Source organism: Corynebacterium heidelbergense (assembly GCF_028609845.1).
GTDB classification, from domain to species: Bacteria; Actinomycetota; Actinomycetes; order Mycobacteriales; family Mycobacteriaceae; genus Corynebacterium; species Corynebacterium heidelbergense.
Genome location: NZ_CP063191.1, coordinates 1,890,845 through 1,913,885, shown reverse-complemented (window position 1 = coordinate 1,913,885; position 23,041 = coordinate 1,890,845). Strand labels below are relative to the sequence as shown.

The following is a 23,041-nucleotide window of genomic DNA, read 5'->3' as shown; positions in this document are numbered from 1 at the left end:
GTTTTTCTAGGAGATCGCGTCGAAGGCCTGGGACAGGTCGGCGATGATGTCGGTGGCGTCCTCGATGCCCACGGAGAGGCGGATGGTTGCCTGCGAGATACCGCCGCGGGCCAGGTCCTCCTCGGGGGACTGGGAGTGCGTGGTGGTCGCCGGGTGCACCACTAGGGAGCGCACGTCGCCGACGTTGGCGAGGTTGGAGTGCAGGCGCAGCTTGTCGATGAACCGCCATGCGGCCTCGCGCGGGTCCTCGTTGCCGGTGGCCAGGTCGAAGGTCAGCACGGAGCCGGTGTACTCCAGCCCCAACTTCTCCTTGACGTGGTACCAGGGCGAATCCGGCAGGCCGGCGTAGTTGACCTTCGCCACCTTCGGGTGCTGGGAGAGGAACTCCGCGACGGCCTTCGCGTTCTCGTTGTGCTGGCGCACGCGCAGGGAGAGGGTGTCCAGGCCTTGGGCGATCACCCAGGCGTTGAGGGCCGAGAGGCAGGCGCCCGTGTCCCGCAGCAGGCCGACGCGCGCCTTGAGCCCAAAGGCCGCGGGGCCCAGGTCGGCGTACTTCAGGCCGTGGTAGGCGGGGTCCGGGGTGACGAAACCGGGGAAGGTGGGCTTGCCGCCGCGCTCCTGGGTCCAGTCGAAGGAGCCGCCGTCCACGAGGATGCCGCCCAGGCCGGAGCCGTTGCCGGTGTAAAACTTCGTGAGGGAGGCCACGACCACGTCCGCGCCGAGGTCCAGGGGGCGCACGAGGGCGGCGGTGGCCAGGGTGTTGTCCACGATGAGGGGAACGCCGGTGCGGTGGGCAGCGTCCGCGATGGCGGGGATGTCCAGCACGTCCGCCTGCGGGTTGGCGAAGGTCTCGCCGTAGAAGGCGACGGTGTTGTCCTGGGCTGCGGCGGTCCAGGATTCGGGGTCGTCCGGGTCCTCCACGAAGGAGGTGGTGATGCCGAGGCGGGGGAGGGTGACGGTCAGCAGGGTGAGGGTGCCGCCGTAGAGGCGGGGGGAGGCCACGAGGTGGTCCCCGGCGCTGGCGATGTTGAGGATCGCGGCGGTTTCGGCGGCCATCCCGGAGGCAAAGGCCACGGCGTGTACGCCGCCCTCCAGGGAGTTGATGCGGTTCTCGACTGCCTCCACCGTGGGGTTGGTGAGGCGGGAGTAGACCGGGCCAAGGTCCTCTAGGGCGAAGCGTTGCTTGGCGTGCTCGGCGGAGTTGAAGACGAAGGAGCTAGTGAAGTGGATGGGGAGGTTGCGGGCTCCCGTGGGATCTGCAGGAAGGCCGGCGTGGATCTGGCGGGTGGCGAAGCCCCATTGCTCGGCGGCGGAGTTGTCGTACTTCGGTGCGGGCGCGGAGTCCGTGGGGGTCGCGGTACCGGAGGCGAGTTCTGCGCCGAGGTCGGCGTTGCTGTTGTCTGACATGGGTTTCGAGCGGTCCTTTTTCGGTCGTCTTGTTGGGCGTTGAGCTACGACGCTAGTGGACCGCTCTGTCTATGTAAACCGCTCTGTCTATTTTGGACGCCAATTTACCGGCGCGCCCGGCCACACCTCGTGCTGCGCCTAGTGCCGCGCCTGGAGGTCGTCGATGATCTTGTTGAAGGTCTCCGAGGGGCGCATGACGTGCGACGCCTTGTCCTCATCCACCCAGTAGTAGCCGCCCAGATCGGCAGGCTCGCCCTGGACTGCCAGCAGCTCCTTGGTGATGGTGTCCTCGTTGTCCTCCAAGGCGGAGGCGACGGGGGCGAAGAGGTCCGCCAGCTCCTTGTCCTTCGTCTGGGAGGCCAGCTCGCGGGCCCAGTAGCGGGCCAGGTAGTAGTGCGAGCCCCGGTTGTCGTTCTCGTGGACCTTGCGGGAGGGGGACTTGTCCTCGTTGAGGAGCTCCTCGGTTGCCACGTCCAGGGCATCCCCGAGGATGGGGGTGCGGGGGTTATCGTCCGTTTCCTGCAGCTTGCGCAGGGATTCGGCCAGCGCCAGGAACTCGCCCAGAGAATCCCAGCGCAGGTGGTTTTCCTCCTCTAGCTGCTGGACGTGCTTCGGGGCGGAGCCGCCAGCACCGGTTTCGAACAGACCACCCCCGGCGATCAGCGGCACCACGGAGAGCATCTTGGCGGAGGTGCCCAGCTCCATGATGGGGAAGAGGTCCGTGAGGTAATCGCGCAGCACGTTGCCTGTCACGGAGATCGTGTCCTCCCCGGCGCGGATCCGGTCCAGGGAGAGCTGGCAGGCTTCCTCCGGGGAGAGGATGCGGATGTCCAGGTTGGCCGTGTCGTGGTCCTCGAGGTACTTCTCCACCTGCTGCTGGACGTTGCGGTCATGCGCGCGCTCCGGGTCCAGCCAGAACACAGCGGGGGCACCGGTCGCCTCGGCGCGGTTGACGGCGAGCTTCACCCAGTCACGGATGGCCACGTCCTTGGCCTGGCAGGCGCGCCAGATGTCCCCGGCGAAGACCTCGTGCTCCATGAGCACCGCTCCGGAGGAATCCACGACCTGTACCCGGCCGTCTTCGGGGATCTTGAAGGTCTTGTCGTGGGAGCCGTACTCCTCGGCCTTTTGGGCCATGAGGCCCACGTTGGGGACGGTGCCCAGCGTGGTCGGGTCGAAGGCCCCGTTCTTCCGGCAGTCGTCGATGACGACCTGGTAGATGCCGGCGTAGGAGGAATCCGGGAGAACCGCGAGGGTATCCGCCTCCTGGTCATTCTTGTCCCACATGTGCCCGCCGATGCGGATCATGGCGGGCATGGAGGCGTCCACGATGACATCGGAGGGGACATGCAGGTTCGTGATGCCCTTGTGGGAGTTGACCATGGCCAGGCGGGGTCCCTCGGCCAGCCGCTTGTCGATGGCCGCACGGATCTCCTCGCCCCTGTCCAGCGAGTCCAGTCCGTCGAGGATCGCCCCCAGGCCGTTTTCGCCGTTGAGGCCGGCTGCGAGCAGCTCCTCGCCGTAGGTTTCGAAGACATCCGCGAAGTAGGCCCGGACGGCGTGGCCGAACATGATGGGATCCGAGACCTTCATCATGGTCGCCTTCAGGTGGACGGAGAACAGCACATCCTCGGCAGCGGCGCGGGACACCTGCGCGCGCAGGAAGCTATCCAGAGTGCTGGCCCGCATCACCGTTGCGTCCACGATCTCGTCTTTGAGCACCGGGAGGGATTCCTTGAGGACGGTGGTCTCCCCGCTGGGCAGCAGCAACTGGATCCGCAGTTCGTCATCGGCGGGCAGGATCACGGACTGCTCGTTGTGGCGGAAGTCATCGGCCTCCATGGTGGCGACGTTCGTCTTGGACTCCGCGGACCACTCGCCCATCTTGTGGGGGTGCTTGCGCACAAAGTTCTTCACGGCCTGCGGGGCCCGCCGGTCGGAGTTGCCTTCGCGGAGCACGGGGTTCACCGCGGACCCCTTAACCGAGTCATAACGCGCCCGGGCATCCTTCTGTGCCTCCGTGCTGGGCTCGTTGGGGTACTCCGGCAGGTCGTACCCGGCGGATTGCAGTTCCTCGATGGCGGCCTTGAGCTGCGGGAGGGACGCGGAGATGTTGGGCAGCTTGATGATGTTCGCCTCGGGCTCCTTGACCAGTTCACCCAGCTCGGCAAGGGCATCGTTGACCCGCTGGTCTTCCGGAAGCTGGTCGTTAAAAGCCGCGAGGATGCGCGCCGCCAGCGAGATATCGCGGGTTTCCACAGCCACGCCGGAGGTAGACGCGAACGCTTCGACGATGGGCTTCAGCGAGTAGGTAGCCATCAACGGGGCTTCGTCCGTGCGGGTGTAGATGATCTTTGCCATACGGCGTGTGTCTCCCATGCCTCAAGAATTCGAGCGTTTATCTGGTCTGGTTTACCATCCCAGGGTACGGCAACCGCCCCGGGCTGGACCCACGAAGGGACTACGGTTGCCGCTTGTGTGCTTTTGTCCTCTTTGTGTAGACGCCATGGCCAACCGCGCCCGTAGCACCGGCCCCACCGGGCCACGACCTGCTCAGCCCCGCTGAACCCACACCCGAGCGAAACCCGAGGCCACCCACTCGTGAACGATCACAGCAATACCCCCCAACGAGCTGCGCAGGCGCATCGCGCGTCCCGCATGCGCCCGGCGATCCAGTCTCCGTCGGTTTTTAACCCGGCGCAGTGGCGCCAGCCGATTCCCCGCCAGACTGAGATGGGATCCCGGCGCCGCCTCATCACCATGATCGCCATGGCCCTGGGTGGTTTTGGCATCGGGACTACGGAGTTCGTGGCCATGGGGTTGCTTAACTTCATCGCCGACGACATGGGGTTGAGCGAGGACAAGGCGGGGAACATTATCTCCGCCTATGCCCTGGGAGTTGTGATCGGGGCGCCGTTGATTACTACCCTCACCGGCCAAATTCCGCGCCGCCGACTGGCCCTCATCCTGGTGTTCGCCTTCACCGTGGGCAATGCCCTGACGGTGTTCGCGCAATCCTTCGGCTTCCTCCTAGCCGCTCGTTTCATCGCGGGTCTGCCGCATGGCGCCTACTTCTCCGTCACAGCGTTGATCGCCGCCTCCCTAGCCCCGGCCGGGCAACGCGGCAAGGCGGTGGCGCTCACCGGGCTGGGCCTGTCCATCGCTACGGTTATCGGCGTGCCCGCCGCGCAGTGGTTGGGGGCGACTTTCGGCTGGAACTGGGCGTTCGCCCTCGTCGCGGCGGTGGGGGTGGTGACCTTCATCGCCCTGTGGGTATCTGTTCCCCACATGGTGCTCATGCCCTCCTCCACGCCCAAGACCGAATTAGCCGCATTGAAGAACGTCCAAGTGCTCCTGACCTTGGCCATCGGGACCGTGGGATTCGGTGGCATGTTTGCGGTGTACACCTACATCTCTTGGACCCTCACGGAGCGGGCCGGTTTCCCGGAGCACCTCATGTGGCTGCCGCTCATGATCTACGGCATCGGCATGGTGCTCGGCACCTTCGTGGGCGGCATGCTGGCCGACTGGAACCTGGAGCGGTCCATCGCGGGCATCCTCATTGTCCTGATCGGGGTGTTGGCGGTGTTCGTGGTGGCGTCCACAAATCCAATCACCGCATTGATCAATTTCGGTGCCATTGGCTTCATGGGTTCCGCATTGGTGCCCAATTTGCAGACGCGGCTGATGGACGTGGCCGGGGATGCGCAGAACCTCGCCGCGGCGCTGAATCACTCGGCGCTGAACATTGCGAATGCCTCCGGGGCGGCCGTGGGTGGGGCGGTTGTGGCCGCTGGATACGGCTACGCGGCGCCGGCTCTGGCCGGGGCGGTGATGGCCGCGGCGGGGGTGGCCGTGTGGGTGCCGACCTATCTGCTGCGCAAGCGTGCGGTGGCGTAGGCCCGTCCGCACCGCCGTTATGGTGTGGGCATGACTTTTACGGTTGCGAGCATCAACGTCAACGGCATCCGCGCTGCAGTGAAGAAGCGCAGCGAGGAGAATTTGGGTTTCCTGCCCTGGTTGGAGGGCACCCCGGCGGACGTGGTGTTGCTGCAGGAAGTGCGGGCCGATGAGGCGCAAACCCAGGCGGCCCTGGCCCCGGCGCTGGACGCGGGGTGGCACCTAGTGCAGGCCCCCGCAGCGGCGAAGGGGCGCGCCGGGGTAGGGATCCTGTCCCGGCTGCCGTTACGGGATGTGCAGATCGGCTTTGGCCACGAGGACATCGCGGGGCACCCGGGCGCCAGTGCGGCGGCACGGGAGTTCGATGGCGCAGGGCGGTACATCGAGGCCACCGTGGATCTTCCCGGTGGGGAGGGTGGGGCGGGCGCGGTGCGGGTGGCGTCCTTATATCTGCCCAGTGGGTCGGCGAAAACGGCGAAGCAGGACGAGAAATACCGGTTCCTGGACGCTTTCGGGCCCTACCTGCAAGCCCGGGCGGCGGTGGGGGAGCCGACGATCGTGGGCGGTGACTGGAACATTTGCCACCGCCGACAGGACCTCAAGAACTGGCGAACCAACCGAACCAAGGCTGGGTTCCTACCGGACGAGCGGGCTTTCATGGATTCTCTGCTGGGTGTCGGCCTGGATGGGGCCAGCCAGGTAGGGGATGTTGTGGACGCCGGCCGCACCGGTAACCCCGGGGGGAGCGCCGGGGACTTTTACGGGTCCGTGGATTACGTGCCAGGGGACTTGGCGCAGGCCAGGCTGGCTGGCGGTGCGGCTCAGGAGCCGGGATGGGTGGACGTGGTGCGCAAGCTGCACCCCGAGGCCGAGGGACCCTACAGCTGGTGGACGTTTAGGGGACAGGCTTTCGATACGGACGCGGGGTGGCGCATCGACCTGCAGGTAGCGACACGGGAGCTGGCCGAGCGGGCGCGGCGGGCCTGGGTGGACCGGGCGGAGGCATACGCACTGCGTTGGTCGGATCACTCCCCGGTGATGGTGGAGTACGGTTAATCTTGCTTGGACAATGAGTAGCGCAGTCACAAGGAATCTGGGTTCACGTCGATGGTGGGGCGGTCCCTTGGATGTGGAGGGGTTGGCCTGCGATTCCGTGCGGGAAGTAGTGAGTGCGCTAGCGGATTTATGTGATCAACCCGGCCCTTGGGAGATTCACCCGTCGCGTGTTGCGGCCGCATTTAGATCCCAAAGTCTGCTGCGAATCAATGGGCGAATCCCGAGGGGCTTTGCGCCCCTGTCTGGGTTCCACGAAACACTCGACGGCTGGGTGCGGATACACGCCAACTACCCTCACCATGAAGCGAGACTCCGGCAGGGTCTAAACGTTGAGAACGCGGATGATGTTCGCGGTTCATTGTCCGCGCTGACTGCTTCTGAGGCCGAACAAAGAATTCGGCGGGCAGGCGGGGTCGCAGCCAAGGTTAGGGATCGCCAGGAGTGGTTGGCGTCGGCTCAAGGGAAGGCAAGCGCGCGGCTCCCGCTGGTGACGCGACGGTTGGCGCCCCCCCGCGAAGCCCCGCTGGCGGCTGCGGGGACATGAGGGGTCACCGCTAGATGGTCTACGAGTACTGGATCTAACGCGGGTTATCGCCGGACCGACTGCAACTCGGATCCTGGGTGCATTGGGCGCGGACGTTTTGCGGATCGATCCGCCCAGCGTTCCAGAGGATCCGGACACCTTCGTCGATATGGGGTTTGACAAGCGGTCACTTACATTTGATTTTCGCGACTCGAAATGCCTTGCTGTGTTTGATCGTCTGGCAGCCGAGGCCGATGTTGTTGTAACTGGTTATCGTCCGGGCGCGCTGGAAGGGTTGGGAGTCGGTGAAATCCTGGATTCTTATCCGCATTTGATTCGGATTTCCGTGAGCGCTTGGGGGGTAGAGGGTCCATGGGGAACATGGAACGGCTTTGATTCCATCGTTCAGGCCGCGTGTGGGGTAGCGCACCTGTATCGAGACTCAGAAAGTGGGAGTCCGGGCGCCTTGCCTGTTCAAGCCCTTGACTACGCGACGGGCTACTACATGGCTGCCGAGGTCCTCTCGGCATTGGCGAAACAGCAAAGAAATGGTTCGGCAACGATTTCAGAACTGGCTTTGAGCAGAACCGCTGATGCGCTGTTCGAACGGCCGGTTTCTCCCGGGCCAAAGCAAGCTCTGCAGTCCTGCGACATGATTACTCGGAACAGTCCTTACGGACAATTGAAGTTCGTTCTACCTCCCTTCGATTTGCCCAGTAAGCCTCTGGTTTATAAACGGGTACCTCCGGCCTACGGCTCGGCCCTGCCTCAGTGGCGGTAGCAAACAACCATCGGTTTGTCGGATCACTGGTTGCGAGTCCTGCAACTAGCCCAGCACATCTCCGTCTGCATCAGTGGACTCGAGGTAGCGCGGTGGGAAGTAAGGGCGGTTTTCGGGGCGGAGCTTGGCGTAATTGGATCGAAGTTTGCGGCGGGTGTGTTCCCGATACTTCTCGGCTACTTCTGCTCTATGTTCTTTAGCTAAGCGCCTAGTGGCCCGGCCAAATTCTGTTGCGAGCTCCGCTAGTTCCTCGTCGGTGTGCATCGGGGGGTTCCACGGTTTGGCCAAGAGGGTGAGGGGTAACGAACCAAACAGGCCAACCACAGCACCCCGGGCCGCGCTGTTCCTGGTACGTCCCGCGATGAGAGATGTCAGCATTCCAGCTAGTGCGGGACCCGTCAACGCAGTGGCCGTTGCGAGCCCACCATGCGGTACCCGAGTTCCCTGCCTGCGGGCGAGCGGACGGTCTAACTGTGCGGTCAGAGTTGAGCCGCTGATGGAGGTGAGCGCCGCCGTTGCACCGGTAAGGATCGGGTGCGGCCGGTTATTTGGGCGGCAACGCGCGTTTACCGCAGTGGCGGCAATCGCGGTGGGCAAGAAATTCAGGCAGCCAATACATAGATCGCGGAAGATGGCGGGCCAGAGGCCCTGAAATCGGCGCATAGCAAGGTCCCCTTCGTCGATCCGGCTCTGCGGTGCGGTTGCTGACCCAAAGGCATGACCTCTTCATTCAGCGTGGAGCTGCCGGGGATCAGGTCCTCTCTACCGAGGCTGAGAACTTTGGCCTTTCTCGGTGAATGGGTGTGATTCGCTCTCTGGCCTGTCAGCCTGCTTGTTTCTGCGCAAGAGCAAGATGATCACGTAGATGAGTAGACCTGGAACTAGAAGATTCAATCCGATGCAAACAAGTATGACAAGAAGTTCAATGGGTCCGAAATTCAAATTGGCTCCTACGGACGAAGGGCTGACGAAGGTGGATAGCCTACCTCTGTACTCAAGCGAGGATAGCGTGTTGTGAATGGCCGCGCTCGTCATGGAGCGCCCGGCACTGTTAGGCCGCAGCGGCCTCCGCTCGGGCGAGAGTGGACACTCGTCCAGAAAGCGCCGTCGTGACCGCGATCATGATGATCGCTTCGAGAAGGATGGCGGTCGCCTCCCCTAGCGCCAGCAGATGCAGCTTGGTGCCCGTTGTTGCCCCAGCCACCGGTACGCCCAACTGTGCCGCAGCAGTTAGAGCCAGCGCCGCCAGTCCGAACAGCAGCGCCAAGCTGACCCGCAGTTCCAGGGCCAGACCCCGCTCCTCGGATACCCGGTGTACCCGCCGCCGGTAACCACGCGACTCCACAAAGCGCAGCACCGCGAATACTGCCCCGGCCGCTGCCAGTACCAATACTGCCCCCGTCACGGCGCGGGTCACGTGCGCTGGGTCGATCGCGAAGGGAAGAGCCACGATGCACAACGCGTCTGCCAGCGCCAACTGCGGCAGCACCTCTACCATCGAGCGTCCGGTCAACGGCACTCCCTCCAGCGAGGGCATGATCAGGGACGCAGAAGAGCTTGCCATCAAAACCGCATACATCGCGGCATGCGAATTGTGGAAAGCTCGCGCCACCACAATGCCCAACACGATCGATACCACCGCGATACCCAGTGCCCGTGCCGCCCCTCTTACGGCCCCCTTTTTCAACGCGGGGTTCCGCACCGGGACGTGGCTTCCGGCCATGAACATGACCAGAGCAAACCCGATATCTGCCAGAAAGCCGAACGTTGGATCCCCAGCTTGCAGCACCCGAAAACCTGTGGCCCCCAGTATTAATCCCACTGCCAATTCACCGATGACCACGGGCACCCGTGCCGTCTTCGACAACGAAAGTGCCGGTCCGCTAATGGCCACCAGGCAAATCAGGGAGAGCTGTGCGAAGTTCATCGCGGGTAGTCCGCAATCCGCGCGGGAATGTTCACGTTTTCATCCACGTGGTAGCTCGCGCAGACCCGGTGATAACCATCGGCGATCTGGGCCGGGATGCCGCAGGTGAGGTGGCCGCGAATGATGAGGACGGGGCTCAGCGGTTTATTCTTCGCGATCTTGTGTAGGTCGTGGTCGACGTGTTTGTTGTCGCGCGGAAGCAGCGGCAGCTGACTGGCTCCTAGAACGTCCTTGGCTTTGTGGGTGTTGATTGGTGCGGAGCGAAGCGCCGAGACGGTGGCTTCCACAACCTCCGAGGGCGCGATAAGCGATAGGTAGGAGGCAGCAGCGGGGTAATCGTGCTCCTCAGGTTCCTGTTGCCAACGCCTCCTTGCCCAAGGACCCGCTCGCTCGGACTGCCCAGCGGGGGAGCACCCGGGCCGCGCTACCATGGCCACCATGACTCAAAGCGCACCGCAACGTGTCGTCTCCGGGCTACAGCCCACGAGCGATTCGTATCACCTCGGCAATTACCTCGGAGCCGTCAAGCAGTTCATCGAGCTGCAAGAAACCTACGATGCGTTTTATTTCATCCCGGATCAGCATGCCATCACCGTCCCCGGGTACAACGTCAAGGATCTGCGGGAACGCACCCTGGCCGGGGTAGCGCAGCTGCTGGCGCTGGGAATCGACCCGGAGCGCTCCACACTGTTCATCCAGTCTCACGTCCCCGAGCACTCCCAACTGGCATGGATCTTCATGTGCCTCACCGGGGATGGCGAGGCCCGCCGGATGACGCAGTTCAAGGACAAGTCAGCCAAGCAGGGTGCGGATAACACCACCTCCGGGCTGTATGCCTACCCCATGCTCATGGCCGCGGACATCCTGCTCTACAACCCCCACCTGGTGCCCGTGGGGGAGGATCAGCGCCAGCACCTGGAGCTGACTCGCAACCTCGCCGAGCGATTCAACAGCCGGTACAAGAAAACCTTCCGTGTTCCCGAGGGCTTCATCCCAGAGGGGGCGGCGAAGATTTACGACCTGCAAAACCCCACGGCGAAAATGAGCAAGTCCACGGATAACCCGAAGGGCCTGATCAACCTGCTGGACCCGCCGAACGTATCGGCCAAGCGCATCCGCTCCGCAGTGACGGACAACGACGGGGAGATCCGTTATGACAAGGAGGCCAAGCCCGGCGTATCGAACCTCCTGGTGATCCAAGCCTCCTTAACCGACCGCAGCGTCGAGGACCTGGTGGACTCCTACCAGGCCTCGGGCGCGGGCTATGGCGAGCTAAAAAAGGACACCGCCGAAGCCCTGGCGGCCTTCTGTGAGCCGATCAAGGCCCGCTTCGACGAATACATGTCCGATCGCGCCGAGCTCCAGGCCGTACTTGCCCGGGGTGCCGAGCGCGCCCGGGAGGTGGCTCACCAGACCATTTCCCGCGTGTACGACAAGGTGGGTTTCCTGGCCCCCTGACGTTCTCCCCCTGCAGGCGCCGTTTGCCACTAAGGTAAACGCAGACGTTTTACATCAATGGCGCGGCCCAGTCTGACCGCGCCGAAACCACCCTCCCACAGAACACCGAGAGGACGGGCCCCGCCGTGGCTGCGACAACCACCGAACCGGACCGTGACAAGCTCGATAGCCGCGGCGTTGAGCGTACCCGCAAGGACGATGAGGGCCCGCTGGAGAAATTCCGCGACAAGTGGCCCTGGTTCGATCACGTCATGCGGATGCAGGAACGCTACAGCAAGGCCGGCGGCAACCAATTCGCCGCCGGCATCACCTACTTTTCCGTGTTGTCCCTGTTCCCCCTCCTCATGCTCTCCTTCGCCATCCTGGCCCTCGTGCTGGCGAACAATCAGGACCTGCTGAACCGGGTGCTGGAGCGCGCCGCCCAAACCGGCGAAGGGCAGATGGGGGACATCCTCAAGACCATCATCAAGCAGGCGGTGGACCAGGCCGGCTCAGTGTTCTCCATCGGTCTGCTGTTGGCCCTGTGGTCCGGGCTGACGTGGATGAGCCACCTGCGGATGGGGGCTTCCTCCATGTGGCGGGTGCCGGGTGTGGCCCAGAACCTCCTGCGCGGCAAGATCAAGGACCTCATCGGCCTCATCGTGCTGATCATTGCCCTTATCGTCGCATTCGCCGTGACGATTGCCGGTAACTCCGGGTTGACCTCGCGGTTGCTGGAATTGGTGGGGTTGGACGCCATTCCCGGCGCGCGATTCCTCACGTTCCTCGCGGCGCTGGTGATTGGCCTCATCGCCAACTACTTGGTGTTCCTCTGGCTCATCGTCTACCTGCCCCGGACGCGGGTGCCCCGTAAGTCGGCGGCCCGCGCCGCCGTGATCGGCGCTATCGCCTTCGAGATCTTCAAGCAGTTCGGTAGCCTCTTCTTTTCCAAGGCGTTGAGCAACCCCGCCGGGGCGGCGTTCGGGCCGATCATCGGTGTGATGGTCCTAATGTATTTCGTGTGGCGTATCGTGCTGTACTGCTCAGCCTGGGCGGCGACTACCCCGGAGGCGCTGTCTGAGGTGCTTCCCGAGGTTCCGCCGGCCGCCGTCATTCGGGTGCGGCAAGAGGTGCGCACTGGCTCCACCGACACGGCGAAGGCCGGCTTGATGGGAGTGGGGGCAGCGATCGGTGTGCTGGCCGGGGGCTTGGTCACGGGGATGTTTCGCCGCGACAAGTAGAATCCGCTGACATGATTGATGCTCAGCTGATCCAAAGCCTGCCGAAGATCGAACTCCACGACCACCTAGACGGGGGGTTGCGGACCGCCACCATCGTGGAGCTCTCCGCCCAGATCGGTCACGAGCTTCCCACCACGGACCCCGCGGAGCTCAAGCAGTGGTTCTACGATGCGGCCAATTCGGGGGATCTGCCGACGTATCTCAAGATGTTCGACCACACCACCGCCGTCATGCAGACGGCGGAGGCCATCGCCCGGATCGCCAAGGAGGCCGTGGAGGACTTGGCCGCGGATAACGTCTGCTACGCCGAGCTGCGCTTTGCCCCAGAGCAGCACCAGGAGCGGGGGCTAGAGCTGCAGGACATTGTGGACGCCGCGGTCCGGGGCGTGAAGGAAGGGGAGCGCGCCGTGGCCGCCCAGGGCAAGCGGGCCCACGCCCGGCTCATTCTGTGCGCCATGCGGCAAGCGGACCGTTCCACGGAAATCGCCCAACTGACCATCGACAATTTCGGCCCGGACAGCCCCGGAGAGGGTTACGTGGTGGGCTTCGACATTGCCGGGCCAGAAGACGGCTTCCCGCCCACCAAGCACGAGGCGGCGTTCGACCTGCTGCGCAAGAACTTGGTCCCATTCACCATTCACGCCGGGGAGGCAGCCGGGGTGGAGTCCCTGCAGGAGGCAGTGGCCCTGGGTGCCAGCCGCATCGGCCATGGTGTGCGGGTCTACGAGGATTTCGACGCGACGATGAGCGGGGTCGTGCCGGGGAAGGTGGCCGCCGCGATTCGGGACCGGCGGATCCCCTTGGAGATTTGCCCGACCTCCAATACCCAGACCGGGGTGTGTGAGACCATCGCCGATCACCCTTTCGGCTTCCTGTACGAAACGGGCTTCGTGTGCACGATCAACACGGATAATCGCCTGGTGAGCGGCACCTCCCTGAGCCGGGAGTTCACGGTGCTCGCCGAGGACGCCGATCTGGAGCTGTGGCAGATGCTGGAGATGACCACCAACTCGCTGCAGGTGGCCTTCTGCGACGCGCCCTTGCGGGAGGACTTGGAACGGGAAGTCATCTACCCCGCCTACATGGCAGCGCAGGGGCGGTTCGCGGACGACGAGCAGACCGCGGAGCACCCCGCCCGGCCCGAGACGGCAGGAGCCGGCGAGAACCTCGAACTATCCATGGAGAACCTCAAGGCGGAGTTGGAGGAGCTGGGGCTGGATCTGGATGCGGAGGCCCCGGAGTCTCCGGATGATCGCGGGGATTCCGCCCGCGGCTAGAGCCACCCCTTGGGGGAGGTTCGGCAAACGCCCTGCTCCTGGCGTCTGAATCCTTCCAGAACTTTGGACCGGGAATTGACTTCCGGCCTCCCACCTGCGGAAAATCAGCAATTGTGAACAAGCTGAACCCCGCAGCGGCAGCGCTGCCCCTCGGTCCGGGAAACCCCGGGCCCCGCGAGCAACGACGCGCTCCCGGCATGCTGGTCCTTGGTGCGCTTCTCATCCTTCTTTGCGTGGCCACCACGCTTACTGCATGCTCCTCCACCGGCGGGCGCCCCCGCACCAGCAATGGAGACGGCTCCGGCGGCGGCGGAGTGGACACCCCGCGCTACACCGTCGCCATGGTGAGCCACGGTGCCCCCGGCGATACCTTCTGGGATCTCGTGCGCAAAGGCGCGGAGGATGCCGCGAAGAAGGACAACCTGGAGCTGCGCTACAGCTCCGCACCGCAGGCCCCCGACCAGTCGAACCTCGTCCAAAACGCCATCGACTCCAAGGCCGACGGCATCGCCCTCACCATGCCTACTGCGCAGGCCATCGGCCCCGTGGCCCAGAAGGCCGTGGACGCCGGGATCCCGGTCGTAGCCCTCAACTCCGGCATGGACAACTACGCCCGATACGGGGTGCGGGCATTCTTTGGGCAGGACGAGAACATCGCCGGTCAGCGCGCTGGGGAGCGCCTGGCCAAGGAGAAGGCGAAAAAGGTGCTGTGCGTGATCCACGAACAGGGCAACCCCTCCCAGGAGGCCCGCTGCGCCGGGATCGCCAAGGGAGTGCAATCCGGCGGCGGGCAGGTGGAGAACCTTTACGTCAACGGCATGGACCTCACCGCCGTGCAGTCCACGGTGCAGGCCAAGCTGGCTCAGGATAAAAGCGTGGACTGGATCATGGGGCTTGTCGCGCCGGTGGCGCTGACCGCCGCGAAGTCCAAGGAGGCCGCGGGGTCCCAGGCGAAGGTCGCCACCTTCGACACGAATGCGGAACTGGTCACCGCCATCCGCAACGGCGAGGTGCAGTGGGCTGTGGATCAGCAGCCCTACCTGCAGGGATACCTGGCGATCGATTCCCTGTGGCTCGCCAAGCGAAATGGCTCCACGATGGGTGGCGGGCAGCCGGTGTTCACTGGCCCCAGCTTCGTGGATAAGTCGAACGTGGATAAGATCTCGGACGCCGCTAAGCAGGGGCTGCGCTGATGACCGAATCTGCTGCTCCGGCCCGGAAGGCCGCCGAGAAGCCGACCGCTGGGAACACTGCCTCCCGCGGAGCGCGCCTGCTGAAACGCCCGGAGCTGACCAGCGTGCTCGGCGCGGTCGTCATTTTCGTCCTGTTCATGGTGGTCGCCCCGGCCTTCCGCAGCGCGGACGCCTTCGCCACCGTTCTCTACGCCTCCTCCACGATGGGCATTATGGCCCTCGCGGTGGGGCTGCTAATGATAGGCGACGAGTTCGACCTGTCCTCCGGTGTGGCCGTGACCTCCACCGCCCTGTGCGCCACGATGCTGAACTACAACTTCTGGCTGAACTCCTGGGTGGGGGTGGGGCTGTCCCTCCTCTTCGCCCTGGCCATCGGGGCAATCAACGGCTTTTTGGTGATGCGCACCGGGATCCATTCCTTCCTCATCACCTTGGCGATGTTCCTCATTCTGCAGGGGGTCAATCTTGCGGTGACGAAGATGGTCACCGGGCAGGTCGCTACCCCCGGCATCTCCGACATGGAGGGGTTCAACTCCGCCAAGGCTTTCTTCGCCTCCTCTTTCTCCGTGTTTGGGGTAAACATCCGAATCACAGTGGTGTGGTGGATCCTGTTTGTGGCCGTGGCCAGTTGGTTGCTGTTTAAGACGCGGTTCGGTAACTGGTTTTTTGCAGTGGGTGGGGACGCCAACGCCGCGCGCGCCGTGGGCGTGCCCGTGCAGCGCACGAAGATTTCCCTGTTCATGCTGGTGGGCTTCGCCGCCTGGTTCGTGGGCATGCACAATCTGTTTGCCTTCGATTCGATCCAGGCCGGACAGGGCGTGGGCAACGAGTTCCTGTACATCATCGCCGCGGTGATCGGCGGCTGTGCCCTGAACGGCGGCCGGGGGACCGCGGTGGGCACGGCGATCGGTGCGCTGATCTTCGGTATGACCAACCAGGGCATTGTGTACGCCGGCTGGAATCCGGATTGGTTTAAGTTCTTCCTCGGCGCAATGCTGCTGTTCGCCGTCATTACGAACAACACCTTTTCCCGCTTCACGGAAGGCCGGTCCTAGCGATGTCCGAAAACAAGGCGAAGACACCAGCCGGCGCGAAGTTGACGGGCGCAGCGAGAGCGACGGATGCAGCGAGGGTGACGGATTTGGCGCACCCCGAGGAGAATGGGGCGGCCGCGGATGCCACGCACCTCGTGGAGCTGGAAGATCTGTCCAAGAGCTACGGCCCGGTGGATGTGCTGAAGTCCGTGAGCTTCTTTGTGGACGCCAGCACCGTGACGTGTGTCTTGGGCGATAACGGCGCGGGCAAGTCCACGCTGATCAAGGCATTGGCAGGCTTGCACCAGCCGACCAGTGGGGTCATCCGCGTGGACGGCAAGCCGGTGCGCTTTTCCAGCCCCAAGGATGCGCTGAACTTGGGAATCGCCACGGTGTATCAGGACCTGGCGGTGGTGGGGCAGATGCCGGTGTGGCGCAACTTCTTCCTGGGCCAGGAGCTGACCCGGAGCTTCGGTCGGCTGCGGACAGCCGAAATGCGGCGGGTCACGTCCGAGCAGCTAGCGCTCATGGGGGTGAACCTCCCCGATGTGGACGTGCCCATCAGCACACTGTCCGGGGGGCAGCGGCAGGTGGTGGCGATTGCCCGCGCGGTGTACTTCGGGGCTCGGGTGATCATCTTGGATGAGCCGACGGCCGCCCTGGGTGTGAAGCAATCGGGCATGGTGCTGCGCTTCATCAAAGCCGCCCGTGAGCGGGGTGTGGCGGTCATTCTGGTTACACATAATCCGCACCACGCCTACCTGGTGGGGGACCGGTTTGTGCTGCTGACGATGGGTGAGCAGACCATGAACCGCGCCTATGACGAGGTCACCCTGGAGGAGTTGACCCTGGCGATGGCCGGCGGTGGCGAACTCGACGCGCTCAGCCACGAACTCCGGCGGGACGAATAGGGGTAACCCCACCCCTGGCCGGTGGACGGCAGCGGGAGGGGGGCCTAGAACTTCGTGAAGCGCTTGACGAAGTCCTCTTCGAGGGCCGTCCAGCCGCGCACTTCTTCGTCGTAGGGGGCACTCGGAGTGGTGTCTGAGGGCGAGCCCAGCATGAAGGCGATGTAGTTCTGCAGTTGTGGGTAGGCCACGAGGACTCGGTTGACGCGGTCGTCCTCGGCCCAGTCGGCGGCGTCCGCTATGACCTCGTAGGCCCGCCCGAGCTGGTCAGTGTCGACAGCGTCCTTGCCCTTGGCGATGTCCTCGCGCAGGCCGGTGAAGGCGTACTGGTTGGAATCGTGGACGCTGACCTCCAGCTCTCCGGAGTTCGCGGCGGAGACGACGTCGCCCCAGGTGTCCAGTTCCTCAAGATCGTGGTCGGTGGTGTCGATAATCCACCGCACCATGGACCGAGGATTCGGGAACGTATTGATTTGACCGTAACGGCCGAGGAATCGGGGTTTGCCGTCGACGTAGCAGCGCAGGGTGTAGACGTGTTGGCCCTTGATGGTGATCCGGATGGGGTCGATTCCGACCTCCGACCAGATGGTGTTGTCGTAGGGGTCCCCGGCCTCCTCAGTCGCGTCTGCCTCCTCGGTGGATGCGGGGGTGGTTACAGCGGCGGCTGCCGGTTCGGCTGGTTGATCGGGTGTGAAGCTGGCGGCATCCAGCTTGTCCTGGGCAGCGAAGGTGTCCGTTTCGTCGACCGAGGGATTGTGGAGGTGCTCCTCCAGGTCGGTGAGCATAGTGCGCCAGTTATCGGCGACGAGACGGCCGACGGAGAGCCATTCCTGGGCACCGTTTTGGCTGGCGTAGTGGTCGGCGCCCCGGCGGACGTTCGCGAGGACGGAGTAGTCCCCGAACCACTTGTTGATGGAGCTGATGCCCAAGACGGCTCCGAGGGACTGCAGGACGTCGAAGGAGTCGCTGACAGTTCGGGTGTTGCGGTAGTCCGCCTGGCGGGTGAGTTCCACGGGCAGTTCGATGAGATCGATGTCCGTGGTGGACTGTAGTTGGGCGGCTGCGTCTTCCTTGAAGGAGGCCCACTGCGGGTGGGAGCTGAGGTCGTGTTCGCCCTCGGTGGTGATGAAGGCCAGCAGTTCGGCGGGGGTCTTGAAGATGAAGGCGCGCTCCTCTTCGCCGAGGAAGCCCTGGAAGTGCTCCCCGTGGACGATCCACGTCTGCGCCCAGAGGGTGTACCACTCGCCGCTGGTGATGGTGAGTCGAAGCGGGACGATGCCGTGGCGGTGGCGTCGGCGGGCGCTGGACTGCGAGGATGCGGAAGACTGGGAGGCCATGGTTGGGGATTCTACCCGGCGGGTGGAGCGCGGGAGGTGTGTGGAGTGGGCGAACCGGTGGTGTTAGGAGTTCGGCGCCGGGCGGTTCCCCGGGGCTCGGCGGAGTTCGTTGGTGAGGACGGGCGGGACCACCGCGGGGGGTTCCCCGAGAAACTGGGCGAGGTGGTATTCCTGCTCCGGTGGTTCCGAGATGACGCGGGCAAGGCCGCCATGGTGGTTGGGCATGGTTGTGTTTACTTCTTGTTCGTTGAGCACTGGTCGGTGGGGGGTGGGCGAGTCGGGCCGAGGGCGTGTGGTCTAACCGGTTGGGCGGAAGAATCCGTGGAACCCCATGCCCATGTTCTCGGTGCGGATGGGGCTTACCTCTACGGGGTCCCCGGCCTCCACCATCTGACCGTCACCGATGACCATGGCGACGTGCCCGTCCCACACCGCCAGATCCCCGGGCGCCAACTGGTCGGGCGAGATCTGCGGGCCGACTGCCTGTTCGGCGGCGGTGCGGGGAATCTGTACCCCGGCTTGGGAGTAGGCCCATTGGGTCAAGCCGGAGCAGTCGAGCCCCACACCGGGGGACGTTCCGCCCCATTGGTAGGGGGTGCCCACCGCCGAGAGCGCCGCCTGCACCGCAGCAGAAGCCTGAGGCGAAGGGGCCCCCGGCGCAGCGAAAGGAGGCAGGGGGGCCACGTTGGCTGGCGCGACTGGAATGGAGGTCTCCTCTCCGGCAGAAGGACCGGGGAGCGACGCCGGCGCCATGCCCGTCGGGGGCTTAGCTGCAGCAGGGATCGCGGCGACTTGGTGGGCTACCTGCCGCAGTCCCTCGGTCAGCGGGGCGGTGCTCGGCGGCGTGGGCGCGCCGGGGATGTCGACGGCGGCGACTTGGCCAGTGAGCGCATCGAGCTCGGCGCTGAGGTCAGCGAGGCGCAGCATGCCGCTGGAAACGTGCTTGGCCACGATTGGTGCCACGGCGAGGTCGATGGCGACGGCACCTGGCCCCGTCGCAGCCCCCGCCGCGAGGACCCGGTAGACGTCATACATGCACTGGATGGCCTCAACCGTTAAGTCTGCAATGCAGGCGTTCACCGCACCGTTGGCCTCCTGCGCGATGTCGTCCAGGCGGTGACCAGCGTCGACGAGGCCCAGGGTGGCGGAGGTCGCTTTGGTCAAGTGGTCCACCATGGCCATCCCCGCACCGCCCTGTACGGCCGCGCCCACCACGGCGGGGAGTGCGTCGACAACCAACAGGTCCAGGTCGGGTGCGGCCGCGGAGGCCCCCATTTTCAGCGGCCCCGGAATGAGTTCGATAACGGGGCGGATGAGCAAGTCCGTGAGCATCAGAAGCTACCTCCGCTGGTCAGCGCATCGGCGGCCTGATGGTCTTGACTATCCACACTTGCGCCGAAGTCCCGCAGAGCAGTGGAGGCCCGGTGGTAGTAGTTAGCGCAGTGGCCTAGGCATTCGCCGTGGTGAGTGCGGGCTGCAGCAAGAGCGGTGAGGAAGGCTTCGGCGCCCGGCAGAGCTAGGAATTCGAGGTGTGCGGGCTGGCTGGCTGTCCGAGCTCTAAGCGCTTCCGCGAGTCGGCCCGCATCCTCCGCAGCGTGGTGCACGTCGGGCACGTGGGCGGTGAGTTCGTCTGACATTGGTCCTTGTTCCCCCTTCGATCTATCGGTCGGATCGTGAAGACCCCACTGTGGTGTTAGACGCTCAATCGGCGCGAAAGGTTCACACGAATTTCTTGCCGCGCCCTCGCCGCGTAGATTTCTGGTCATGGAGATCCAGGTAGTGACCCACCCCCTCGCTGCAGCCCGGTTGACCATCATGCGCGATAAGAGGAGCGATAATGCCACGTTCCGCAGCGCGCTGGCGGATCTCGGCGCGATGCTGATCTACGAGGCCAGCGTTGATCTGCGGGTCGAACAGTTCTCGATGGACACCCCCTTGACCGCCACGACGGGCACGCGGTTGGAAAAGCCGCCGACCATCGTCCCGGTGATCCGTGCCGGGTTGGGCATGGTGGATCCCGCGTTGTCCATGATCCCGGATGCCCAAGTGGGCTTCGTGGGGTTGGCACGGGATGAGGAGACCCACAAGCCCGTTCCCTACCTGGAAGCGTTGCCAGATGACTTGGCGGGACAACCCGTCTTGCTAGTGGACCCGATGCTGGCCACTGGGGGATCGTTGTTGCACGCGATTAGGTTGCTCGCCGATCGGGGTGCCGACGACATCACCTGCGTATGCATGCTCTCTGCCCGTCCGGGTGTCGAGGCGGTGCGCGATTCCGGTTTGCCGGTCAGGAAGCTGGTCACGGCGGCCATCGATCCGGAACTCAATGAGGATGCGTATATCGTCCCGGGATTGGGCGACGCCGGGGACCGGCTCTACGGGCCACGGAATATCCATTTCTGACAACAGGGGGTCGGCAGAAGTCCGCTCGATATGCCCGTCAGGTAAGGGTTTCCAAACGCTCGGCAGATAGGCTTGGCGGTTATGGGTGACGCAGTCAGTACCGAGTCCTATACCCCGCGCCAACGCACGCGGTATCGCCAGCGCCTCATGGAGGACCTGGAGGTGTTCGATCGGTACCTCCAAGAGGCGAAGTTCGTGGATCACGGCACGATCGGCCTCGAACTGGAGCTCAATCTCGTCGACGAGCACATGCAGCCGAAGCTGTGCAACGAGGACGTGCTCGCGGAGCTGACGGATGACTACCAGTCCGAAATCGGCGCCTACAACGTCGAGCTCAACCACCCCCCGCTGTCCATCGCAGGTTCCGGCCTCACCGAGCTGCAAGAGGGGTTGCGCGAACGCCTCGACCGCGTCCGCACCGCCGCCGCCAAAGCCGGCGCCCAGGTCGCCATGATCGGAACCCTCCCGAGCGTCACCACCGACTTGTTGCACGATCCCTCCTGGATGACCCCCGAAAACCGCTACAAGGCGCTGAGCAATTCCATCCTCGAATCCCGCGGCGAGCTCGTGCGCATCGACCTCGAACGCGAGGAGCACTACCACGAAGACTTTGAGGACATCGCCCCCGAATCCACCTGCACCTCTATCCAACTGCACCTGCAGGTAGCCCCAGACCGCTTCGCCGCCGCATGGAATGCATCCCAAGCCATCGCCGGCATCCAGGCTGCCCTCAGCGCGAACTCCCCCCTGTTCTGCGGCCACAAGCTGTGGCACGAATCCAGAATCCCCGTCTTCGAGCAGGCCATCGATACCCGCACGCCCGAGCTCATCGTCCAGGGAGTACGCCCCCGCGTATGGTTCGGCGATCGGTGGATCACCAGCGCATTCGATCTTTTCGAGGAAAACGTGCGCTACTTCTCAGCCCTCCTGCCGGAAGATCGCGTGGAGGCGGGCACCCCCATCGTCACCGATGGCAAGCCCGGCCTGCACTACCTCAACCTCCAGAACGGCACCATCTGGCGCTGGAACCGGCCGATCTACGACCCCAACACGGAGCTCGCCCACATCCGCGTGGAAAATCGCCTCCTGCCAGCGGGCCCATCGGTGGCGGACATCGTGGCGGACGCCGCCTTCTATTACGGCATGGTCAAATTCCTCGGCGAGCAAACGCGGCCCGTCTGGTCCCGTCTTACCATTGGGGACGCCAAGAGCAATTTCCTCGCCGGGGCGCGCGATGGTCTGCACGCCTCCATGACCTGGCCAACATTGGGCCACATCCCGGTCGACCAGTTGATCACCGACCATCTACTGGAACAGGCCGGGGAAGGGCTACGCCGCCTGGAAGTGGACCCGGAGCTCATCGAATCCAACCTGGCCATCATCGAGGGCCGGGCCCGCAGCCGTCAGAACGGGGCCACCTGGCAGTTGGCGGCTCTTGAGAACGCCAGCGGCCCGGGCGCCGAAGACCCCGATAGCCCTCAGCGCCGGGAGGCCATCACCACCATGCTGCGGGCCTACCTTGCCAACCAGAACACAGGTGCCCCCGTCCACACCTGGCCCACCACTATCGACCGCTAGCTTCCTCCCACAAGGTGCGCCCCTGCTGCTTGAGCACAGCCGCCCGGGCCGCGGCGAGCACAGCCGTGGCCACCCCGTCCTCGCCGAGTTCCCTCCCCAGGACAGCGGCGGTGTCCTCTTGGCTCAACGTGGTGAAGCGCGCGGGGGTGGCGTCCTTAAGAGAAATTGGGGAACCCACCACGCACCGGTCCGCATCGGGACTCAGAGCGACCAGCAAATCCGCCCCGAGCTCCTCGCCGTGACGGAGCAGCTCGTCCGTCACCCCCGGCCGCAGCGGGTCCGGCACATCCACCGTCGGAAATTCCGGATCGGGCCAACGCTGACAGGGCACCGAATGAACATCCCCGAATCCGTTCGCGCGCAACGCATCCTCCAGGGCGCTGCCGCCGACCCCGTGCAAGGGCGTGTACACCACCCGCAGGGTACGACGCGGATGCACCACCCGCTGTTCCCCCGTGGCCACCGGCCCGCTGATGAAGTGCACATACGCGGAAATCGCCCCGAAATCCAGGGATTTCGCCTCCGAGCGGGGCAGCAGGAAGGCCGCCGGTTGAGCTGAAATGGCACGCTCGATGGCCTCCGCCGCAGCCTCCGACACCGGGGAACCCCCGGCACAGAACAACCGGTAACCGCTCATCGTCGCCGAGCAGTGGGAACCCGTGATCTGAACCCCCGCATCCAACCCCCGGCTGCGCACCAAGTACTCCACCACAGCCGTAGGAGCCGGCTCCGCGACAAGCGTGACCTCGAAGCCCGCGCCCGCGAAGGTCTCCGCCACCGTCCGGGCCATCGGCTGCGATCCATAACGGGCATCGTGGCCCACCGCCACCGCGAAGCGCCCATCTCGGCGCCGAGGGGCCGTGGCCTGACGCATCCACCGGGCCACCCCAGCCGTGATCCGCGTGACCGTCTGCACATTCATCTCATCCGGCCCAGGGCCAATCGGCGCCCGCCACCCAGCAGGGCCGAAGCCCAGAGGAGCAACAACGTCTCGCGCCGCAGTCTCCGGCGCACCCAAGCTGTCCGTGGTCATGGGCAC

At 64.7% G+C, this 23,041-nt stretch carries 20 protein-coding genes; 11 read left to right on the top strand and 9 right to left on the bottom strand.

What is annotated here, in order from left to right; all coding sequences use genetic code 11:
• Window positions 1–6: 6 nt before the first annotated feature.
• Together CHEID_RS08470 and CHEID_RS08465 are read right to left on the bottom strand one after the other, a co-directional pair.
• Entirely contained in the window at window positions 7–1,407 is a 1,401-nt protein-coding gene (locus tag CHEID_RS08470; protein ID WP_273661080.1) for an O-acetylhomoserine/O-acetylserine sulfhydrylase, read from the bottom strand.
• Between the two features lie 138 nt (window positions 1,408–1,545).
• The gene (locus CHEID_RS08465) at window positions 1,546–3,768 is read right to left on the bottom strand and encodes an NADP-dependent isocitrate dehydrogenase (RefSeq protein WP_112770299.1); all 2,223 of its coding nucleotides are present in this window, start codon (window positions 3,766–3,768) and stop codon (window positions 1,546–1,548) included.
• 297 nt (window positions 3,769–4,065) lie between these two features.
• Between CHEID_RS08465 and CHEID_RS08460 the strand changes: the two genes are divergently transcribed.
• The 3 genes from CHEID_RS08460 to CHEID_RS08450 all read left to right on the top strand — a co-directional run bounded on the left by CHEID_RS08460 (window position 4,066) and on the right by CHEID_RS08450 (window position 7,667).
• Window positions 4,066–5,307, top strand: coding sequence for an MFS transporter (locus CHEID_RS08460; protein WP_238599429.1), 1,242 nt, complete (start codon window positions 4,066–4,068; stop codon window positions 5,305–5,307).
• 30 nt (window positions 5,308–5,337) lie between these two features.
• Entirely contained in the window at window positions 5,338–6,363 is a 1,026-nt protein-coding gene (locus CHEID_RS08455; protein ID WP_273661077.1) for an exodeoxyribonuclease III, read from the top strand.
• A 530-nt stretch (window positions 6,364–6,893) separates the two neighbouring features.
• Complete coding sequence (locus tag CHEID_RS08450; RefSeq protein WP_112768700.1) at window positions 6,894–7,667, top strand: CoA transferase; 774 nt, start codon at window positions 6,894–6,896, stop codon at window positions 7,665–7,667.
• Between the two features lie 1,051 nt (window positions 7,668–8,718).
• On the opposite strand, the gene CHEID_RS08445 is transcribed toward CHEID_RS08450, so the two are convergent.
• Together CHEID_RS08445 and CHEID_RS08440 are read right to left on the bottom strand one after the other, a co-directional pair.
• Window positions 8,719–9,594: a cation:proton antiporter gene (locus tag CHEID_RS08445; protein ID WP_112768701.1), complete on the bottom strand. Its 876-nt coding sequence runs from the start codon at window positions 9,592–9,594 to the stop codon at window positions 8,719–8,721.
• The gene (locus CHEID_RS08440) at window positions 9,591–10,034 is read right to left on the bottom strand and encodes a hypothetical protein (RefSeq protein WP_420536373.1); all 444 of its coding nucleotides are present in this window, start codon (window positions 10,032–10,034) and stop codon (window positions 9,591–9,593) included. The genes CHEID_RS08445 and CHEID_RS08440 overlap by 4 nt, the downstream gene beginning before the upstream one ends.
• Between CHEID_RS08440 and trpS the strand changes: the two genes are divergently transcribed.
• The 6 genes from trpS (at window position 10,033) to CHEID_RS08410 (ending at window position 16,687) form a co-directional block, all read left to right on the top strand.
• The gene (trpS, locus tag CHEID_RS08435; RefSeq protein WP_112768702.1) at window positions 10,033–11,052 is read left to right on the top strand and encodes a tryptophan--tRNA ligase; all 1,020 of its coding nucleotides are present in this window, start codon (window positions 10,033–10,035) and stop codon (window positions 11,050–11,052) included. The two genes, CHEID_RS08440 and trpS, sit on opposite strands and share 2 nt — an antisense overlap.
• A gap of 125 nt (window positions 11,053–11,177) precedes the next feature.
• Window positions 11,178–12,272, top strand: coding sequence for a YhjD/YihY/BrkB family envelope integrity protein (locus CHEID_RS08430; RefSeq protein ID WP_112768703.1), 1,095 nt, complete (start codon window positions 11,178–11,180; stop codon window positions 12,270–12,272).
• Between the two features lie 11 nt (window positions 12,273–12,283).
• On the top strand, window positions 12,284–13,549 hold the full coding sequence (locus CHEID_RS08425; RefSeq protein WP_112768704.1) for an adenosine deaminase: 1,266 nt from the start codon (window positions 12,284–12,286) through the stop codon (window positions 13,547–13,549).
• A gap of 197 nt (window positions 13,550–13,746) precedes the next feature.
• Window positions 13,747–14,742 carry a sugar ABC transporter substrate-binding protein gene (locus CHEID_RS08420; RefSeq protein WP_112768737.1) on the top strand — a complete coding sequence of 332 codons (996 nt, stop codon included), beginning with the start codon at window positions 13,747–13,749 and terminating at the stop codon, window positions 14,740–14,742.
• Entirely contained in the window at window positions 14,742–15,797 is a 1,056-nt protein-coding gene (locus CHEID_RS08415) for an ABC transporter permease (RefSeq protein ID WP_112768705.1), read from the top strand. Before CHEID_RS08420 ends, CHEID_RS08415 begins: the two co-directional genes overlap by 1 nt.
• A gap of 2 nt (window positions 15,798–15,799) precedes the next feature.
• On the top strand, window positions 15,800–16,687 hold the full coding sequence (locus CHEID_RS08410; protein WP_112768706.1) for an ATP-binding cassette domain-containing protein: 888 nt from the start codon (window positions 15,800–15,802) through the stop codon (window positions 16,685–16,687).
• A gap of 44 nt (window positions 16,688–16,731) precedes the next feature.
• Here CHEID_RS08410 and CHEID_RS08405 read toward each other — a convergent pair whose 3' ends face one another.
• The 4 genes from CHEID_RS08405 to CHEID_RS08390 all read right to left on the bottom strand — a co-directional run bounded on the left by CHEID_RS08405 (window position 16,732) and on the right by CHEID_RS08390 (window position 19,658).
• Window positions 16,732–18,021, bottom strand: coding sequence for a hypothetical protein (locus CHEID_RS08405; protein WP_112768707.1), 1,290 nt, complete (start codon window positions 18,019–18,021; stop codon window positions 16,732–16,734).
• A gap of 63 nt (window positions 18,022–18,084) precedes the next feature.
• Entirely contained in the window at window positions 18,085–18,246 is a 162-nt protein-coding gene (locus tag CHEID_RS08400; RefSeq protein WP_181645850.1) for a hypothetical protein, read from the bottom strand.
• A gap of 72 nt (window positions 18,247–18,318) precedes the next feature.
• A complete protein-coding gene (locus tag CHEID_RS08395) occupies window positions 18,319–19,353 on the bottom strand; it encodes a C40 family peptidase (protein WP_181645851.1) in 1,035 nt (344 codons plus the stop codon).
• Window positions 19,353–19,658, bottom strand: a complete 306-nt coding sequence (locus tag CHEID_RS08390; RefSeq protein ID WP_112768708.1) for a hypothetical protein — start codon at window positions 19,656–19,658, stop codon at window positions 19,353–19,355. The genes CHEID_RS08395 and CHEID_RS08390 overlap by 1 nt, the downstream gene beginning before the upstream one ends.
• A 127-nt stretch (window positions 19,659–19,785) precedes the next feature.
• On the opposite strand from CHEID_RS08390, the gene upp reads away from it, so the two are divergent.
• Both upp and CHEID_RS08380 read left to right on the top strand, forming a co-directional pair.
• Window positions 19,786–20,424, top strand: coding sequence for a uracil phosphoribosyltransferase (gene upp / locus CHEID_RS08385; protein WP_112768709.1), 639 nt, complete (start codon window positions 19,786–19,788; stop codon window positions 20,422–20,424).
• A gap of 81 nt (window positions 20,425–20,505) precedes the next feature.
• On the top strand, window positions 20,506–22,002 hold the full coding sequence (locus CHEID_RS08380) for a glutamate-cysteine ligase family protein (protein ID WP_112768710.1): 1,497 nt from the start codon (window positions 20,506–20,508) through the stop codon (window positions 22,000–22,002).
• Here the strand turns inward: CHEID_RS08380 and CHEID_RS08375 are convergent.
• Window positions 21,989–23,035: a phosphohexomutase domain-containing protein gene (locus CHEID_RS08375; protein ID WP_112768711.1), complete on the bottom strand. Its 1,047-nt coding sequence runs from the start codon at window positions 23,033–23,035 to the stop codon at window positions 21,989–21,991. The two genes, CHEID_RS08380 and CHEID_RS08375, sit on opposite strands and share 14 nt — an antisense overlap.
• Window positions 23,036–23,041: the final 6 nt, after the last annotated feature.

What these genes read in the sequence shown, in the direction of transcription:
- CHEID_RS08470 (WP_273661080.1), bottom strand. Translation starts at nt 1,407, where the DNA reads ATGTCAGACAACAGCAACGCCGACCTCGGCGCAGAACTCGCCTCCGGT.
- CHEID_RS08465 (WP_112770299.1), bottom strand. Translation starts at nt 3,768, where the DNA reads ATGGCAAAGATCATCTACACCCGCACGGACGAAGCCCCGTTGATGGCT.
- CHEID_RS08460 (WP_238599429.1), top strand. Translation starts at nt 4,066, where the DNA reads ATGCGCCCGGCGATCCAGTCTCCGTCGGTTTTTAACCCGGCGCAGTGG.
- CHEID_RS08455 (WP_273661077.1), top strand. Translation starts at nt 5,338, where the DNA reads ATGACTTTTACGGTTGCGAGCATCAACGTCAACGGCATCCGCGCTGCA.
- CHEID_RS08445 (WP_112768701.1), bottom strand. Translation starts at nt 9,594, where the DNA reads ATGAACTTCGCACAGCTCTCCCTGATTTGCCTGGTGGCCATTAGCGGA.
- trpS (WP_112768702.1), top strand. Translation starts at nt 10,033, where the DNA reads ATGACTCAAAGCGCACCGCAACGTGTCGTCTCCGGGCTACAGCCCACG.
- CHEID_RS08440 (WP_420536373.1), bottom strand. Translation starts at nt 10,034, where the DNA reads ATGGTGGCCATGGTAGCGCGGCCCGGGTGCTCCCCCGCTGGGCAGTCC.
- CHEID_RS08425 (WP_112768704.1), top strand. Translation starts at nt 12,284, where the DNA reads ATGATTGATGCTCAGCTGATCCAAAGCCTGCCGAAGATCGAACTCCAC.
- CHEID_RS08420 (WP_112768737.1), top strand. Translation starts at nt 13,747, where the DNA reads ATGCTGGTCCTTGGTGCGCTTCTCATCCTTCTTTGCGTGGCCACCACG.
- CHEID_RS08415 (WP_112768705.1), top strand. Translation starts at nt 14,742, where the DNA reads ATGACCGAATCTGCTGCTCCGGCCCGGAAGGCCGCCGAGAAGCCGACC.
- CHEID_RS08410 (WP_112768706.1), top strand. Translation starts at nt 15,800, where the DNA reads ATGTCCGAAAACAAGGCGAAGACACCAGCCGGCGCGAAGTTGACGGGC.
- CHEID_RS08405 (WP_112768707.1), bottom strand. Translation starts at nt 18,021, where the DNA reads ATGGCCTCCCAGTCTTCCGCATCCTCGCAGTCCAGCGCCCGCCGACGC.
- CHEID_RS08400 (WP_181645850.1), bottom strand. Translation starts at nt 18,246, where the DNA reads ATGCCCAACCACCATGGCGGCCTTGCCCGCGTCATCTCGGAACCACCG.
- CHEID_RS08395 (WP_181645851.1), bottom strand. Translation starts at nt 19,353, where the DNA reads ATGCTCACGGACTTGCTCATCCGCCCCGTTATCGAACTCATTCCGGGG.
- CHEID_RS08390 (WP_112768708.1), bottom strand. Translation starts at nt 19,658, where the DNA reads ATGTCAGACGAACTCACCGCCCACGTGCCCGACGTGCACCACGCTGCG.
- upp (WP_112768709.1), top strand. Translation starts at nt 19,786, where the DNA reads ATGGAGATCCAGGTAGTGACCCACCCCCTCGCTGCAGCCCGGTTGACC.
- CHEID_RS08380 (WP_112768710.1), top strand. Translation starts at nt 20,506, where the DNA reads ATGGGTGACGCAGTCAGTACCGAGTCCTATACCCCGCGCCAACGCACG.
- CHEID_RS08375 (WP_112768711.1), bottom strand. Translation starts at nt 23,035, where the DNA reads ATGACCACGGACAGCTTGGGTGCGCCGGAGACTGCGGCGCGAGACGTT.